The 15,722-nt window shown below is 61.3% G+C and carries 14 protein-coding genes; 5 read left to right on the forward strand and 9 right to left on the reverse strand.

The genetic code is table 11. The features are described from left to right. Positions 1-126: 126 nt before the first annotated feature. The 9 genes from T9A_RS17020 to T9A_RS05950 form a co-directional block, all read right to left on the reverse strand. On the reverse strand, positions 127-1,119 hold the full coding sequence (locus T9A_RS17020) for a hypothetical protein (protein WP_156964843.1): 993 nt from the start codon (positions 1,117-1,119) through the stop codon (positions 127-129). Between the two features lie 46 nt (positions 1,120-1,165). Continuing rightward, positions 1,166-3,925 carry a DNA polymerase I gene (gene polA, locus T9A_RS05915; protein WP_035245975.1) on the reverse strand — a complete coding sequence of 920 codons (2,760 nt, stop codon included), beginning with the start codon at positions 3,923-3,925 and terminating at the stop codon, positions 1,166-1,168. Between the two features lie 192 nt (positions 3,926-4,117). Further along, the gene (mnhG, locus tag T9A_RS05920; protein ID WP_408605293.1) at positions 4,118-4,492 is read right to left on the reverse strand and encodes a monovalent cation/H(+) antiporter subunit G; all 375 of its coding nucleotides are present in this window, start codon (positions 4,490-4,492) and stop codon (positions 4,118-4,120) included. After that, positions 4,482-4,757: a cation:proton antiporter gene (locus tag T9A_RS05925; protein WP_035245977.1), complete on the reverse strand. Its 276-nt coding sequence runs from the start codon at positions 4,755-4,757 to the stop codon at positions 4,482-4,484. The genes mnhG and T9A_RS05925 overlap by 11 nt, the downstream gene beginning before the upstream one ends. A gap of 144 nt (positions 4,758-4,901) precedes the next feature. Further along, entirely contained in the window at positions 4,902-5,375 is a 474-nt protein-coding gene (locus T9A_RS05930; RefSeq protein ID WP_035245979.1) for a Na+/H+ antiporter subunit E, read from the reverse strand. Further along, on the reverse strand, positions 5,372-6,865 hold the full coding sequence (locus tag T9A_RS05935; protein WP_035245981.1) for a Na+/H+ antiporter subunit D: 1,494 nt from the start codon (positions 6,863-6,865) through the stop codon (positions 5,372-5,374). The genes T9A_RS05930 and T9A_RS05935 overlap by 4 nt, the downstream gene beginning before the upstream one ends. Beyond that, a complete protein-coding gene (locus T9A_RS05940) occupies positions 6,862-7,209 on the reverse strand; it encodes a Na+/H+ antiporter subunit C (protein WP_035245983.1) in 348 nt (115 codons plus the stop codon). Before T9A_RS05940 ends, T9A_RS05935 begins: the two co-directional genes overlap by 4 nt. Next, positions 7,206-7,673: a Na+/H+ antiporter subunit B gene (locus tag T9A_RS05945; protein ID WP_052042539.1), complete on the reverse strand. Its 468-nt coding sequence runs from the start codon at positions 7,671-7,673 to the stop codon at positions 7,206-7,208. Before T9A_RS05945 ends, T9A_RS05940 begins: the two co-directional genes overlap by 4 nt. Beyond that, positions 7,666-9,993 (reverse strand): putative monovalent cation/H+ antiporter subunit A, encoded by a 2,328-nt coding sequence (locus T9A_RS05950; RefSeq protein WP_035245984.1) that lies wholly within the window; start codon positions 9,991-9,993, stop codon positions 7,666-7,668. The genes T9A_RS05945 and T9A_RS05950 overlap by 8 nt, the downstream gene beginning before the upstream one ends. A gap of 376 nt (positions 9,994-10,369) precedes the next feature. Here T9A_RS05950 and T9A_RS05955 point away from each other — a divergent pair, with 376 nt between their 5' ends. The 5 genes from T9A_RS05955 to T9A_RS05975 are packed head-to-tail and all read left to right on the forward strand — an operon-like array spanning position 10,370 to position 15,720. Beyond that, positions 10,370-13,162 carry a monovalent cation/H+ antiporter subunit A gene (locus T9A_RS05955; protein WP_035245986.1) on the forward strand — a complete coding sequence of 931 codons (2,793 nt, stop codon included), beginning with the start codon at positions 10,370-10,372 and terminating at the stop codon, positions 13,160-13,162. Then, positions 13,162-13,497 carry a Na+/H+ antiporter subunit C gene (locus T9A_RS05960; RefSeq protein WP_035245987.1) on the forward strand — a complete coding sequence of 112 codons (336 nt, stop codon included), beginning with the start codon at positions 13,162-13,164 and terminating at the stop codon, positions 13,495-13,497. Before T9A_RS05955 ends, T9A_RS05960 begins: the two co-directional genes overlap by 1 nt. After that, entirely contained in the window at positions 13,494-14,975 is a 1,482-nt protein-coding gene (locus T9A_RS05965) for a monovalent cation/H+ antiporter subunit D (RefSeq protein WP_035245988.1), read from the forward strand. The genes T9A_RS05960 and T9A_RS05965 overlap by 4 nt, the downstream gene beginning before the upstream one ends. Continuing rightward, entirely contained in the window at positions 14,972-15,457 is a 486-nt protein-coding gene (locus T9A_RS05970; protein ID WP_035245989.1) for a Na+/H+ antiporter subunit E, read from the forward strand. The genes T9A_RS05965 and T9A_RS05970 overlap by 4 nt, the downstream gene beginning before the upstream one ends. Continuing rightward, positions 15,451-15,720: a K+/H+ antiporter subunit F gene (locus tag T9A_RS05975; protein WP_035245990.1), complete on the forward strand. Its 270-nt coding sequence runs from the start codon at positions 15,451-15,453 to the stop codon at positions 15,718-15,720. Before T9A_RS05970 ends, T9A_RS05975 begins: the two co-directional genes overlap by 7 nt. Positions 15,721-15,722 lie beyond the last annotated feature (2 nt).

Here is a 15,722-nt window from a genome sequence, read left to right on the forward strand (position 1 = left end):
CAGGGGCACGTATGAATCAGGAAGGCCAGCCGGGGACTGCAAGAGGCTGGTTCCTGCGGAGTGCCGCTCTGGTAAGTTATGCGTGTCCCCTATTGCGTTGCTCCGGCTCCAGTACAATTTTTGCTATTAATAAGTTTGAATTGGTTGTGCAGATTTAATTTTGCTCATTATCGAACTTTCAATCAATTGCCCACGTTCGTCTGAAAAGCAATCCGGGTCGTAATCTATCTGCCATTCAAAGCTTTTAGGGTCTGGAACTTTATAGGAAGACAGTGGGTGCCCGCAAAATAATGCAATATTGAAGTAGCTCTGCCTTAAGAAACGATAAGTGGGGATTATTTTTTTTGTTTTTTTAGCACAAAAAAGTGTCCTTGGGGTACTGTCTATGAATGATTCTGAGCTTAGATCTAAGGCGTAATTGTTGGATATTTCTACATCAAGTGTCATGAGGTTTGCTGCAGCATTTAGATGATCGGAAGCGGCCACATAGCTTCTTTGTATTTCATCTTTGTCTTTCGATGTTAGTGCAATACAAAGATTTTTTCTTGCTGACAATAAATCGTCTTTTATGCATCCTAGATAGGATTGAGAGTAGCTTCCTATTCCTTGGTGTGGGCTAGAATCTGGGTAAAGAAAACGAAAGGTTCCTGGGTCTATGCTGTAGCTGCAATTTATTTCTTTTGAGTTTTTATCATTCCTTAGAGATTTGAAGTAATCAATATAGAATCTGAAATGAGTATAGTAAGAGTCGGAAATATTTTTCTTTTCTGATTCTGTGATTTGTGCGGCTGCCTGAATCGTTCTGTGTATGCTTGATACGACAGCTGTGGCTGGAATCATGGCGCCAATTATAATTAGAGAAAGCTTGTTGTTTCTTATGAAAAAGTCATATTCTTCTGGGCCTAGTTTGAAATCGTATTCATAAGAAGCATGTACGGCCAAGGTTGTCCCTAGGAATATCGGTGTTAGTAGGGAAAGCCAAAAAAGGCCTTGAGTATGAAGGGCCTTTTCGTCGATAAGAAGGGCGTGTCTTGCCCTAGCTCCTTTGTTGAGAGAAGGGATTAAGATGGATATGAGAAGAGCTAAAAAAATTGGAATGATAATTATAGCGTAATCCATTACCTAAACCTTCTGGATTTTTTAAGGGAAGACTGGGGGAATGCACTCAATGAGCCTCTTCCCAATTCTCCCCAACCCCCGCATCCACAATCAATGGCACCTTCAACTCCGCCGCTGACTCCATGCGAGCCTTCACTTCCTTGACCAGATCGTCCACCTGATTTTCCGCCACTTCAAACACCAGTTCATCGTGTACCTGCATGATCATCTTGGCGTCGAAGTGGGTGGTGTCGAGCCAGTCGTGGACCTTGATCATGGCCTTCTTGATGATGTCCGCCGCGGTGCCCTGCATGGGGGCGTTGATGGCGGTGCGTTCGGCGGCCTGGCGGCGTTGGCCGTTGCTGCTGCGGATTTCCGGCAGGTAGAGGCGGCGGCCGAACAGGGTTTCCACGTAGCCTTGCTCGGAGGCCTGGGCGCGGGTTTCTTCCATGTAGCGTTTTACGCCTGGGTAGCGTTCGAAGTAGAGGTCGATGTAGTCCTGGGCTTCCTTGCGGGGCAGGCCGAGCTGTTTGGCGAGGCCAAAGGCGCTCATGCCGTAGATCAGGCCGAAGTTGATGGCCTTGGCGTTGCGGCGGTCGTTGTCGCTCACCTCGTCCAGGCTTTTGCCCCACACTTCGGCGGCGGTGGCGCGGTGGATATCCAGGCCTTTTTCGAAGGCGTCAGTGAGGCCTTTATCCCCTGACAGATGGGCCATGATGCGCAGTTCGATCTGGGAGTAATCGCAGGCAACGATCTTTCTGCCTTTGGGGGCCAGGAAGGCCTGGCGAATCTTGCGGCCTTCTTCGGAGCGCACCGGGATGTTCTGCAGGTTCGGATCACTGGAAGACAAACGCCCGGTGGCGGCCACTGCCTGGTGGTAGGAGGTGTGCACGCGGCCGGTGCGCTGGTTGATCAGCTCCGGCAGTTTGTCGGTGTAGGTGTTCTTCAGTTTGGCCACGCCGCGGTAATCCATGATTACCTGGGGCAGGGGGTATTCCAGGGCCAGTTCCTGCAACACGGGTTCTGCCGTGGAAGGCGCGCCCTTGGGGGTCTTCTTGATGACCGGGATTTCCAGCTTCTGGTAGAGGATTTCACCGAGCTGCTTGGGGCTGCTCAGGTTGAATTCCTGGCCGGCGATCTCGTAGGCCTTTTCCTGCAGTTCGGCCATGCGTTTGGCCAGGAACTGGCTCTGGTGCTTGAGCAGGGTGGCGTCCACGTAGGTGCCGTTGCGCTCGATGCGGCTGAGCACGGTGACCAGGGGCAACTCGATGTCGCGGAATACTTCGGGCAGGCGGCCCTCTTTTTCCAGCTTGGGCCACAGGGTCTGGTGCAGGCGCAGGGTCACGTCGGCATCTTCGGCGGCGTAGCGGCTGGCTTCGTGCAGGCCCACCTGGTTGAAGGTGAGCTGCTTGGCGCCCTTGCCGGCGATTTCTTCAAAGCTGATGGTCTTGCGGCCCAGGTACTTGAGCGACAGGGAATCCATGTCGTGGCGGGTGGCCACGGAATCGAGCACGTAGGATTCCAGCATGGTGTCGAAGGCTACGCCGCGCAGGGTGATGCCGGCGTCTTCGGCGAGCACGCTCATGTCATATTTCAGGTTCTGGCCGATCTTGCGGAGGGTGTCGTCTTCGAGCAGCGGCTTGAACTTGTCCATCACCAGCTGCTTGTCGAGCTGGTCCGGGGCGCCGGGGTAGTTATGGCCGAAGGGGATATAGGCGGCCTTGTCGCTGACGGCCACAGCGAAGCCCACCAGTTCGGCGTTCATGTAGTTGAGGCTGGTGGTTTCCGTGTCGAAGGCAAACTCGCCAGCGTCTTTCAGTTTATGCAGCCATTTATCCAGCATGGCTTCGCTGTAGACGATGTCGTAGGCGTCGCGGCTGATGCCGGAGCGGGGCGCGTCGTTACCGTTGCCGGCTTCCTCGGCGGCGGCCACCACGCTGGCGTCGGCACCGGAAAGCACTTCGGACAACCAGCCCTTGAACTCCAGCTCCTGGTAATAGCGGGCCAGGGATTCGTTGTCCGGTTCACCGAGTTTGAGATCGTTGAGGTCTTCGCTGAGTTCACAGTCCAGCTTGATGGTGGCCAGCTGGTAGGAGAGGAAGGCCATCTCTTTGTGCTCTTCCAGCTTCTTGGCCATGGTCTTGGCACCGCGGAAGCTGAGCTCGGCGACCTTGTCCAGATTGGCGTAGATGTCTTCCAGGGAACCGAGGCCCTGGATCAGGCCCAGGGCGGTTTTCTCGCCCACGCCGGGGACGCCGGGGATGTTGTCCACCTTGTCGCCCATCAGGGCGAGGAAATCGATGATCAGTTCCGGGCCCACGCCGAATTTCTGTTTCACGCCCTCGATGTCGTAGAGGGCGTTGTTCATGGTGTTGATCAGGGTGACCTTGTCGGTGACCAGCTGGGCCATGTCCTTGTCGCCGGTGGAGATCAGCACCGGCTTGCCCTGCTGGTGGAAGATGCGCGCGAAGGTACCGATCACGTCGTCCGCTTCCACGCCGTCTTCGATGATCAGCGGCAGGCCCATGGCACGGATCAGGTCGTGCAGGGGTTGCACCTGTGCGCGCAGGTCGTCGGGCATGGGTGGGCGGTTGGATTTGTACTCTTCAAACAGTTCGTCGCGGAAGGTCTTGCCCTTGGCGTCGAAGATCACCGCCATGTATTGCGGGTCGTAGTCCTTGATCAGTTTGCGCAGCATGGAGGTGACACCGCGCACCGCCCCGGTGGGCTGGCCGCTGGAGGTGGTAAGCGGCGGCAGGGCGTGAAAGGCGCGGTACAGGTAGGAGGAACCATCGACCAGGATGATGGGTTTTTCGGCTGCGGACATGAGGCTCGACTTCTGCTGACGGAATGATGGGGAGAGTGTAGCGGAAAAGGGCGCTTTCGGCAGGGCGGGGGCCAATCTGTAGGAGCGGCGCTTGAGCCGCGAACCCGTTCTGGATCGCCCTGTGGGGGATTCCGTGGCCTGGGCTCCGGTTCGCGGCTCAAGCGCCGCTCCTACGGAGAGGGAGGGGCGGCGTCAGGGGTGTTTGTCGTCGTCCGGGTTGCCCAGGATGTGGGTGTCCGGGTCGTAGCGGTGTTTCAGGTCGTCCTTGAGCATTTTGTCCCACAGGGGCACGCCGACAAAGTAGGCGGCGCGGCCGATGGCGTGGGCGGCCACCGGGGCGGTGAGCAAGATGAACAGGATGATGGCCAGGGTGCGGGCGGTGACGCCGGCATCCAGGAAATGCGTGGCCACGGCCAGCATCACCAGCCCGGCGCCCAGAGTGCCGGCCTTGGTGGTGGCGTGCATGCGCATCAGCAGGTCTGGCATGCGCAGTACACCGATGCCGGCCAGGAACATGAAGAACGTACCGGCGACCAGCATCACCGATACCAGCAGGTCATTGATCACCTCGGTGGCCTCCTTTCTCCAGATAACGGGCAAAGCCCACGGCGGTGAGGAAGGCGGTGAGTGCCAGCACCATGGCCACATCCAGAAAGGCGGTGCGATCGTTGCTCAGGGCGTAGACGCCGATAAAGGCCACGGTGAGCGAGGCCATCAGCTCCAGCGCCACCACTCGGTCGGGCAGGGTGGGGCCGCGTACCAGCCGCACCAGGGCGCACAGCAGCGCCAGGCTGAGCAGCAGATAGCTGATAAATAGTGCGCCTTCCAGCATGCCTGTCTCCGTTTTCTAGTGCCTGCATTATCCCCGTAGGAGCTATGCTTGCATGGCGAATTGACTTGCGATGGCAGACGGTTCGCCATGCAAGCATAGCTCCTACGGCGGGTTTGTCGGGCTGCCCGCCACATGGCGCGGTTCCTATTCCAGTAACGCCAGCACCCGGTCTTCCAGTTTGCGAATCTGTTCGCGCAGGTCGTCTTCATTATCCAGGTACATCACGTGCAGGTAGAGCACGCTGCGGTCGCTGGACACGTCCAGACTCAGGGTGCCCGGGGTCAGGGAAATCATGTTGGCGAGGATGGTGATGGCGCCATCGGTTTTTGCCCGCAGGGGCACGGCCACCACCGCCGGGCGCATGTAATGGGTGGGGGTGAGCACGTCGTAGGCCACCCGTAAATTGGATACCACCAGGTCGCGCAGGAAGTGGCCCAGCAGCAGGAACAGCCCGGGCACTTTTTTGCGATAGCGGGCGAAGTCTGGCACGTCGCGCAGGGCAAAACCGAGGATCAGATAGCCCAGCACAAAGCCCACCAGCAGGTTGGCCCCGCTGAAGTTGCTGGTGACGGCGGCCCAGATCAGGGCCAGGATCAGGTTCCAGCTCAACGGGCTCATGGCGCCTCCCCGAGCACGGCGGTGATGTAGCGGGTGGGGTCCAGCAGCTGTTCGGCGGCGGCCTGGGCCAGCACCAGTACCGGTTGGGCGCCCAGCCCGATGGCCACGGTGATCAGCGCCAGGCCAGTGACGGTGGCATAGAGCAGCGTGTTGCTGCCGCTGGGGGCGGAAGCGGTGTGTTCCGGTGCCGCCTTCCAGAATACCTCCGCCCAGATCTTGGTCATGGAGTAGAGCGTCAGCAGGCCCACCACCAGGGCGGCGGCGACCAGAGCCCAGGCGCCGGCCTCCACGCCACCGCGGATGACGATGAACTTGCCGAAGAAGCCGGACAGTGGCGGCATGCCCGCCAGGGACAGGGCCGGGATCAAAAACAGCAGCGCCAGCCAGGGTTTGTCCCGGTACAGGCCGCCCAGTTGCTTGAGCTCATAGCTACCGCGCAGACGGTAGACCAGGCCACTGACAAAGAACAGGTTCGCCTTCACGATGATGTGGTGAATGATGTAGAAGATGCCGCCAGCCAGGGCCAGCACGCTCACCGAGGCCAGCGCCAGGCCCATCATCATGTAGCCGATCTGGCTGACAATATGGAACGACAGGATGCGGCGGAATTCGAACTGGGCGGCGGCGCCCAGTACCCCGGTGATCATGGTCAGCCCGGCACCCCACAGCAGCACCTGGTGGATCAGCGGGTCGTCCATGTCGAAGATCAGGGTGAACACCCGGAACAGGGCATACACCCCCACCTTGGTAAGCAGCCCGGCAAACAGGGCGGACACCGCTACCTGCGGGGTGTGGTAGGACGCCGGCAGCCAGAAGAAGAACGGAAACGCCGCCGCCTTGATGCCAAAGGCCACCATGAACAGCATGGCGATCACCGTGGTCATGCCGGAATCCACTTCGCCCAGCTTCACGGCAATGTCGGCCATGTTGAGCGTGCCCACCAAACCATAGAGCAGCCCTATGGCGGACAGGAACAGGGCGGAGGACACCAGATTGAGGGTCACGTACTTGACGGCCCCTTCCATCTGCGCGCGCTCGCCGCCCAGGATCAGCAGGGAGAAGGACGCCACCAGCATCACCTCGAACCACACGTACAGGTTGAAGATGTCGCCGGTAAGAAAGGCGCCGTTGACCCCGGCCAGCAGCAGGTGCATGAGCGGGAAATAGCCGCCCTTGCGATGGGCAATGCTGATGCTGCCCAGGGAATAAAACGCGGTGGCGGCACCGGTGACGGCGCTGAGCAATATCATGATGGCGGCGAGCAGGTCGCTGACCAGCACGATGCCGAAGGGGGCCGGCCAGCGGCCCAGTTCGGTGACGATATGGCCGTGCTCCCAGGTGGCGAGCAACAGTGCCACGGCACTGGCCACCAAGGCGACGCTGCCGATCACGGCCAATGCGGCCTGTACCCGCTGGGAATGTCGGCCCAGCAGGGAGAGGGCGCCTGCCGTCAGCGGAATCAGGATGGGCAAGATGACAAGCAGGTTCATGTGTCGGTATCCCGCATCTGGTGCATGTCATCCGCTTCCACCACTTCGTAGGCGCGGCGTATCAGTACCACCGCAAAGGCCAGTACCCCGAAGCCAATCACAATGGCGGTGAGAATCAGTGCCTGGGCCAGCGGATCGGCCACCAGGCCTGCCGGTACCTGGGCGTCGTCCGGCACCAGCGGTGGGGCATCCCGGCGCAGGCCGGCGGCGGTGAAGATCAGCAGGTTGGCGGCGTTGGACAGCAGCACCAGCCCGATCACCAGTTTGACGATGGAGCGGCGCAGCATCATGTAGATGGCGGCGGCGTAGAGTACGCCCACCACCAGAGCCATCAGGCTGGTCATGTGTCTTGCTCCGCCAGGTTGATGATGATGGTGCTGGCGGTGCCGACCACCACCAGAAACACCCCCAGATCGAACAGTAGCGGCGAGCCCAGTTTCAGCTCGCCGAACACCGGCAGGCTCACGGTGAGCCAGTGGGCGGTGAGGAATGGCTGGCCGCTGAACAGGCCAAGCACACCGGCCACCAGTGCCAGAATCAGCCCCCAGGCGAACAGGTCACGGGGGTCCACGCGCAGTACCCGCCGGGCACCGGCTTCGCTCATGGCAAACAGGTGCACGGCGATCGCCGCTGACGCCACCAGCCCGGCGATAAAGCCGCCGCCCGGCGCGTTGTGGCCGCGCAGCAGCAGGAACAGGGCAAACAGCAGCAGCAGCGGCAGCAGGAAAAAGCCGGTGGTGCGCAGGATCAGCGACTGGGTGCGCAGGGCGTTGCGGTCCGGTGGCGGAATGCGGCGCTCTCTAGTCATGGGTTTCCTCCGGTTCCGTGGTGTCGCCCTTGCTGCGCAGCTTGAGCATGGCGTACACCCCGGTGGCGGCCAGCGCCAGCACGAAGAGTTCGCCCAGGGTGTCCAGGGCGCGGAAGTCCACCAGAATCACGTTGACGATATTGCGGCCGTAACCGGCGGGCACGCTCTCGGTGATGAAGTAGTGGGCAATGCTGCCGTGGTAGCGACTGCCCAGCACGCTCAGCAACAGCACCGTGATCATGCCGCCCACGGTGATGCCCACCAGGGCGTCCGCCAGCCGGGTGCGGGTGCGGGTGAGGCGCAGGAAGCCGGGCAGGCGGAACAGCACCAGGACCAGCATGATCACGGTGAGGGTTTCCACCAGTACCTGGGTGATACTCAGGTCCGGGGCGCTGAACAGCACATAGAGCAGGGCAATGGAAAAGCCTACCGCGCCCAGGCTGGCCACCGCCCCCAGTCGAGATTGCAGCGTCACCGCCGCCAGGGTGGCGATGACCAGCACGGCGGCGATCACCGCTTCATGGAGCTGGATGTCGGTGAAGTCCGGGCGCAATTTGAGCGCATCCGGGTTCAGCCAAAGGGCAGCGATGACCAGCGCCACCAGGGTCAGCAGAGTGCTGATCAGGTAATAGCGCAGGTAGCCGCTTTGCAGCAGACGGGTCTGGCTATTGGACAGGGCGACCAGGCCATCCATCAGGCGGTGATAGGCCTGCTCTGGGCCGAATCGGGCCAGGGTGTCGGTCCAGCGAGTGGCGTGACGGAAGCCCTGCCAGTAGCGAAACAGTACCAGCCCCACCAGCACCGCGCCGAGGCTGATCAGCAGGGCGGTGTTGATGCCGTGCCACAGCGCCAGCGGTTGCGTCACTCTCTCACCCAGACTGGCGCTGGCGGCGGCACTGAGCAGGCTGCGGTCAATCAGCCCGGGAATTAGCCCCAGCAGCAGCCCCAGGCCGGCCAGCAGGGCCGGGCCCAGCAGCATGGCCGGGGGCGCTTCGCTAGGGGTGTGGGTGAGCGCGGCGGGCTTGCCGAACCAGGGCCGAATACCGATCACCGCAGCCACGGCCACCCCCAGTGTGGCGGCGACCACGATGGCGGCGCTGAACAGGGGCGCCAGGGCATGGCCGTGGTTCAGGCCGGCTTCCAGTAATTGTTCCTTGGCGATAAAGCCGAACAGGGGCATCACCCCGGCCAGGGACATGGCGGCCAGGCCGGCGCAGGCGCTGGTCACGGGCAGGTAGCGAGCCCAGCCGCCGGTGTCGAGAAAATCCTTGCGACCGGTCTGGTGATCAATGATGCCGGCCACCATGAACAGGGCGCCTTTGTAGAGCGAGTGGGCCAGCAGGTAGCTCATGGCGGCGAGCAGGGCGGTGCGGGTGCCCAGGCCGATCAGCATGGTAAGAGTGCCCAGGGCCATCACGGTGGAATAGGCCAGCATGCGCTTGATACCGGTGGCGCGCAGGGACAGGAACACCCCCAGCACCATGGTGATCGCGCCCGCGCCGCCCAGCAGAAGCAGCCAGAGCTCGGTGCCGCCCATGGCCGGGTGCAGCCGTGCCAGCAAGTAGATGCCGGCTTTCACCATGGTGGCCGAATGCAGGTAGGCACTGACCGGGGTGGGCGCGGCCATGGCATTGGGCAGCCAGAAGTGGAACGGGAACTGGGCGCTCTTGGTGAAGGCGCCGAGGACGATCAATACCAGTGTCAGCCCGTAGAGCGGGTGGGCGGTGATGGTGTCGCCCCGTGTAATCAGTACTGACAACTCATAGCTGCCGCCGATCTGCCCCAGCAAAATAAAGCCGGTCATCAAGGCCAGCCCGCCGCCCACGGTGACGATTAGGCCTTGCAGTGCCTTGGCCCGGGCGTTGGCGTCTTCGTGGTTGAAGCCGATCAGCAGATAGGAGGTGATGCTGGTGAGTTCCCAGAACACGAACAGCACGATCAGGTTGTCGCTGAGCACCACGCCGAGCATGGAGGCCATGAAGCATAGCAGCAGCACATACAACCGGGGCAGGTCCCGGTGGTCTTCCAGGTAGCGACCGGCATAGATGAAGATCAGCGCGCCGATGGCGCAGATCATCAGGGCAAACAACAGTGACAGGCCGTCGAGCATGAAGCTCAGCGGCATGGCCAGCGCAGGGACCCAGTCGATGTGGCTAAGCAGGGGGCCTTGCTGGGTGACGGGTAGCCATTGCTGGAGAAAATACAGCGTCAGCCCGGCGGGGAGCAGGGCGAGAAGCCAGCCACTGTAACGGGGGAAAAGCCGATGCAGGGCGGGGGCCAGGGGTGCGAGCAGAAATCCGGACAAGATACCTGTCAGCATGGCGCTCCGTTCTCAGTGGCCCGCTTTCGCGGAAGATGGCACCGCCGTAAAGCGATGATTAACTTGGAATTATCCTACGCATGATGTGAAAACTCAGGCAAGGTAAAGTTCCGTTTTGAAGCGAAAAAAGCGGCTTGTTACTACTTATTTAAGAGCGCTGATTAGTGTAAAAAAATATGCATATATTTTTGCATGGGCAGATAAATGCCATCCCCGGCTCATTGCTGACCCGGATGGTCGTCGGTTTCTCGTTGTCTTGTTTGTTCGCTGTTACCGAAGCGCCACGGTGGGATTCTTGCAAGGGAAAGGGGGCATGGCATACTTGCCGGGCTTTGCTGCCTGCTGGTAGCACAAGGATTGTTATTCAAGAGAGCACATGATGTTGCCTGCGATTGTTCTGCTGCCTCTTTTGGCGGCGCTACTACCCATGTTTACCCGCCATCTGGGGCGCCGTTGGTGCGCCTTGCTGGTGGCCCTGCCGGTGGTGGCCGCCCTGGGCCTGTTGGCCCAGGCGTCCTTGCCGATCTGGGAAGGGGGGATGCAGCAGTGGTCCATGGCCTGGCTGCCGTCGCTGGGATTGAATCTGGCCCTGCGTCTGGATGGCCTGGCGTTGCTGTTCTGCGTGTTGATTCTGGGTATCGGTTTGCTGGTGGTGGTGTATGCCCACTATTACCTGCCGGCCAAGGATGACGGCGGCCGCTTCTACACTCTGCTGCTGCTGTTCATGTTCAGCATGCTGGGGGTGGTGACCAGCGATAACCTGCTGTTTCTGGTGTTTTTCTGGGAGCTGACCAGTCTCAGCTCGTTTTTGCTGATCAGCTACAAGCAATACGACAGTGCCGCGCGCAAGGGCGCCCGGATGGCGCTGACGGTCACCGGCATGGGCGGCCTGGCGCTGCTGGCCGGGGTGCTGCTGATCGGTCATGTGGTGGGCAGCTTTTCGTTGAGCACGGTGCTGGAGAACGGCGCCCTGGTGCAGCAGCATGCCTTATACCCGGTGATCCTCTGCCTGGTGTTGCTGGGGGCGTTCACCAAGAGTGCCCAGTTCCCGTTCCATTTCTGGCTGCCCCATGCCATGGCCGCGCCCACCCCGGTGAGTGCCTACCTGCATTCGGCCACCATGGTGAAGGCCGGCATCTTCCTGTTGGCGCGTTTCTATCCGGTGCTGGCCGGCACTGACCTGTGGTTCTATCTGGTCACTACCGCCGGTATGGCCACCCTGCTGTGGGGGGCGGTCTGGGCCTTGTTTCAGCATGATCTGAAAGGTTTGCTGGCGTTTTCCACCATCAGCCACCTGGGTTTGATTACTCTGCTGTTTGGCCTCAATTCGCCGCTGGCGGCGGTGGCCGGGGTGTTCCACATCATCAACCACGCCACCTTCAAGGCGGGTCTGTTCATGGCCGCCGGGATCATCGATCAGCAAACCGGCACCCGTGATATGCGTCGTATCAACGGCCTGTGGAAGTACATGCCCTACACGGCGGTGCTGGCCATGGTGGCGTCGGCGGCCATGGCCGGGGTGCCGTTGCTGAACGGTTTCCTGTCCAAGGAAATGTTCTTTACTGAAACCCTGCAGTCCGACCAGCTGGGTGCCATGAGCTGGTTGTTGCCGCTGGGCGCCACCTTGGGCGGGGTGTTCTCGGTGGCCTACTCGGCGCGCTTTATCCACGATGTGTTCTTCAATGGCGAGCCGGTGAATCTGCCCAAGTTTCCGCCCCAGGAACCGCCCCGCTACATGAAGATTCCGGTGGAAATCCTGGTGGCCCTGTGTGTGGCGGTAGGGGTGTTCCCGGCGATTACCGTGGCGGCACTGCTGGCGGTGGCGGCCACTGCCACCCTGGGCGGTACCCTGCCCGAGTATCACCTGGCGGTGTGGCACGGGCTCAATATTCCGCTGTTGATGAGTGTTATCGCCCTGGTCGGGGGTATCGCAGTGTATGCCTGCCGCCGTCGACTGTTTACCTGGTATGCACGCTTGCCGGAGATTGATGCCAAGCGGGTGTTCGAAGGCCGTATTCAGGCCGTGGTGCGACTGACCGCTGGCGTGACCCGGCGATTGCAGACCGGGTCTCTGCAGGGGTATCTGGCCTGGGTGCTGGCGCTGGTGGCGGCCGTGCTGGTATGGCAGTTGCCCAACCTGACCAGCTTCACCGGCGAGCGCGCCATGCTGCCGGTGGACGGGGTGTCGGTCCTCTGTGCCTTGATGCTGATTGCTGCGGCCTTGCTGACCACGGTGCTGCATCGCCAGCGGATGATGGCGATTATCTGCCTGAGCGTGGTGGGGCTGATTGTGTCGCTGATCTTCGTGCGCTTTTCAGCGCCGGATCTGGCCCTGACCCAGCTTTCTGTTGAAGTGGTCAGCGTGTTGTTGTTGATGCTGGCCATGTACTTTTTGCCGGCGCGGGCCAAGGCCGATTCCAACCCCCTGCGGGTGAGCCGTGATGCGGTGCTGGCGGTGCTGATCGGCACTGGCGTGGCCGTGGTCGCCTTGCTGGTGATGACCACCGACACCGCCACCATCAGCCCATTCTTCCTGGAGAACAGTGTGCCCGGTGGTGGCGGCACCAATGTGGTGAACGTGATCCTGGTGGATTTCCGCGGCTTTGATACCTTTGGCGAGATTACTGTGCTGGGTATTGCGGCTCTGGGCATCTACGCCCTGCTCAGTGATCTGAAACTGGCGTCGGCCAAGTACGATCCCTTCGGCCGACCCTGGGCCCATGACGCTCACCCGCTGGTGCTGGTGACCCTGTCGCGGCCGCTGTTGCCGCTGGCGCTGATGATCGCGGTGTATATTTTCCTGCGCGGCCACAACCTGCCCGGCGGCGGCTTTGTGGCGGGGCTGATTACCTCGGTGGCCTTGCTGCTGCAGTACGTGGCGTCCGGGGTTACCTGGGTGCACAAACGCATCCCCGGCGATTACCACCCTCTGGTGGCCCTGGGTGTATTGCTGGCCGGACTGACCGGGGTGGGCAGCTGGGTCTTCGGTGCGCCTTTCCTGACCAGCACCTTTACCCACGTGCACCTGCCACTGATCGGCGACTTTGAGCTGGCCAGTGCCATGCTGTTTGATACCGGCGTGTTCCTCACCGTGGTGGGCGCCACCCTGCTGATACTGGCCAACCTGGGCAAGCTGTCGATGCTGGATGACAAGAAGGAGACCACCTGATGGAATTGTTAGTGGCGCTGATTATCGGCGTGCTGGTGGCCACCGGCGTATACCTGTGCCTGCGTGCGCGCACCTTTTCGGTGGTGCTGGGGCTGACCCTGCTGGGTTATGGCGTGAATGTGTTCCTGTTTTCCATGGGCGGCCTGAAGATCAACCAGGTGGCGGTAGTGGGCGCCAGTGCCGACCCCACCGACCCGTTGACCCAGGCGCTGGTGCTCACCGCCATCGTGATCGGTTTCGCCATGACCGCCTTCCTGGTGGTGCTGGCCCTGCGCAGCCAGGGGGAGCAACACAGTGACCATGTGGATGGTCAGGACGGGGAGCAACGTTCATGACGCACTGGATTATTGCGCCTATTCTGATTCCGGCACTGGCCGGGTTGCTGCTGTTGCTGGAGGTCCGCGAGCGGCAGCAGCTGCGGCGGGTGACCGGTCTGCTCTCCTGTGTCGCGCTGATACCGGTGGCGCTGGTGCTGTGGCAGCAGGCGGCCCAGGGTGACGTGGGGGTGTACCAGCTGGGTAACTGGCAGGCGCCGTTCGGCATCGTGCTGGTGCTGGACCAGCTCAGTGCCATGATGTTGCTGCTGACCGCCGTGCTGGCGTTGCCGGCGCTGTTGTATGGCTGTGCCGGTGATGATCGCCGCGGGCCCAACTTCCATTCCCTGTTTCAGTTTCAGTTGATGGGCATCAACGGGGCTTTCCTCACCGGTGACCTGTTCAACCTGTTCGTGTTTTTCGAGGTATTGCTGATCGCCTCCTACGGGCTGGCACTGCATGGCCGTGGCACGGAGCGGGTGAAAGCGGGCCTGCATTATGTGGTGCTGAACCTGGCGGGTTCGGCCCTGTTCCTGATTGCCCTGGGGTTGATCTACGGTACCACCGGCACTCTCAACATGGCCGACTTTGCGGTCAAGGCCCAGGCGCTGGAGGGTAGTGACCAGATCCTTCTGACCGTGGCGGTGTTGTTGCTGTGGGTGGTGTTCGGGCTGAAGGCGGCACTGTTCCCGCTGTATTTCTGGCTGCCGGCTGCCTATGCCAATGCCACCGCGCCGGTGGCGGCGTTGTTTGCCATCATGACCAAGGTGGGCATCTACGCCATCCTGCGCATGCAGGCACTGGCCTTCAGTGACGGGCCGCTGGCCGGGCTGGGGGCCGACCTGCTCTGGTGGCTGGCGCTGGTCACCCTGGCGCTGGCGGCTATCGGTGCCCTGGCGGCGCAACGGCTGGGTGGGCTGGTTGCCTACCTGGTAGTCATGTCGGTGGGGACCCTGGTGGCGGCGCTGAGTCTGGGGGACCCGAAGGTTGTCGGCCCCGCGCTCTATTACCTGATTCATTCCACCCTGATCTGCGCGGCCCTGTTCCTGCTCTGTGATCTGCTGCGCCGCTCCCGGGGTGACAGTGATGACCGGCTGGAATCCGGTCCGCCACTGGCCCATGGCAACTGGCTGGGCGCGGCCTTTTTTGCCGCTGCCGTGGCGGTGGTGGGGCTGCCGCCGCTGTCCGGTTTTGTCGGCAAGGTGGCCTTGTTGCAGGCGGTGCCCAGCGCGCCGTATTGGGTATTGCTGCTGCTGGCGGGGCTGGCTGGCCTGGTAGGCCTGAGCCGGGCTGGGTCCACCCTGTTCTGGCGAGTGCACGGCGACGTGGTCAGCAAGAAACTGGGGCGCCGTCGGGTGATCCCCATGCTGGCCCTGTTGCTGGCCAGCCCGCTGCTGACCGTAGCTGCGGAGCCGCTATTGCAGTTATGCGGTGGAGTGGCCGAGCAATTGGCTGACCAGACGATTTATATCCGGGCAGTACTGGGAGGTGCATCATGAAGCGCTTGCTTCCCTATCCCAGTCTGACACTGGTGCTGTGGCTGACCTGGCTGCTGCTCAATGGCTTCAGTGTGGGCCATGCCCTGTTGGGGCTGATTCTGGCGGTGGTGTTGCCGCTGGGGACCCGGCCTTTCTGGCCACAGGTGCCGCTGGTTCGTGATCGTATGGGCCTGCTGCGTTTCGTGCTGCGGGTGGCCAAGGATATCCTGCTGGCCAACCTGGCGGTGGCCCTGAAGGTGCTGGGACCGGTGAAGGATCTGCAGCCCGGGTTTGTAGAAGTGCCGCTGGACCTGCGCGACAGCTTTGCTATTACCGTGCTCACCAGCACCGTGTCGTTGACCCCGGGGACGGTGTCAGCCGATGTCAGCGAGGATCGCACCCGGCTGCTGGTGCATGCCCTGCATGTGGAAGATCCGCAGGCCCTGGTGGCGGAAATCAAGCAGCGCTACGAAGGGCCGATCAAGGAGATTTTCGAATGCTAGAAAGTGCCATCTCGTTGACGTTTGGCCTGCTGACGGTGGCCTGGGTGTTGAACCTGTATCGGCTGGTGATCGGCCCCTCCCTGCCGGACCGGGTGCTGGCCCTGGATACCATGTACATCAACAGCATTGCCCTGATCGTGGTGTACGGCATCCAGGTGGACAGCAAGCTGTATTTCGAGGCTGCCATGCTGATTGCCCTGATCGGCTTTGTCAGCACCGTGGCGGTGGCCAAGTACATTACCCGCGGCGACATCATTGAATAATG

The sequence above is a fragment of the Alcanivorax jadensis T9 genome (assembly GCF_000756655.1).
Lineage (GTDB): Bacteria > Pseudomonadota > Gammaproteobacteria > Pseudomonadales > Alcanivoracaceae > Alcanivorax > Alcanivorax jadensis.

Bases quoted from the DNA above. Each gene is read 5' to 3' on its own strand.
- T9A_RS05965 (WP_035245988.1), top strand. From the start codon at position 13,494: ATGACGCACTGGATTATTGCGCCTATTCTGATTCCGGCACTGGCCGGG.
- T9A_RS05955 (WP_035245986.1), top strand. From the start codon at position 10,370: ATGATGTTGCCTGCGATTGTTCTGCTGCCTCTTTTGGCGGCGCTACTA.
- T9A_RS05930 (WP_035245979.1), bottom strand. From the start codon at position 5,375: ATGAGCCCGTTGAGCTGGAACCTGATCCTGGCCCTGATCTGGGCCGCC.
- T9A_RS05935 (WP_035245981.1), bottom strand. From the start codon at position 6,865: ATGAACCTGCTTGTCATCTTGCCCATCCTGATTCCGCTGACGGCAGGC.
- T9A_RS05975 (WP_035245990.1), top strand. From the start codon at position 15,451: ATGCTAGAAAGTGCCATCTCGTTGACGTTTGGCCTGCTGACGGTGGCC.
- T9A_RS05960 (WP_035245987.1), top strand. From the start codon at position 13,162: ATGGAATTGTTAGTGGCGCTGATTATCGGCGTGCTGGTGGCCACCGGC.
- T9A_RS05950 (WP_035245984.1), bottom strand. From the start codon at position 9,993: ATGCTGACAGGTATCTTGTCCGGATTTCTGCTCGCACCCCTGGCCCCC.
- T9A_RS05925 (WP_035245977.1), bottom strand. From the start codon at position 4,757: ATGCTGGAAGGCGCACTATTTATCAGCTATCTGCTGCTCAGCCTGGCG.
- T9A_RS05945 (WP_052042539.1), bottom strand. From the start codon at position 7,673: ATGACTAGAGAGCGCCGCATTCCGCCACCGGACCGCAACGCCCTGCGC.
- T9A_RS05940 (WP_035245983.1), bottom strand. From the start codon at position 7,209: ATGACCAGCCTGATGGCTCTGGTGGTGGGCGTACTCTACGCCGCCGCC.
- T9A_RS17020 (WP_156964843.1), bottom strand. From the start codon at position 1,119: ATGGATTACGCTATAATTATCATTCCAATTTTTTTAGCTCTTCTCATA.
- T9A_RS05970 (WP_035245989.1), top strand. From the start codon at position 14,972: ATGAAGCGCTTGCTTCCCTATCCCAGTCTGACACTGGTGCTGTGGCTG.
- polA (WP_035245975.1), bottom strand. From the start codon at position 3,925: ATGTCCGCAGCCGAAAAACCCATCATCCTGGTCGATGGTTCCTCCTAC.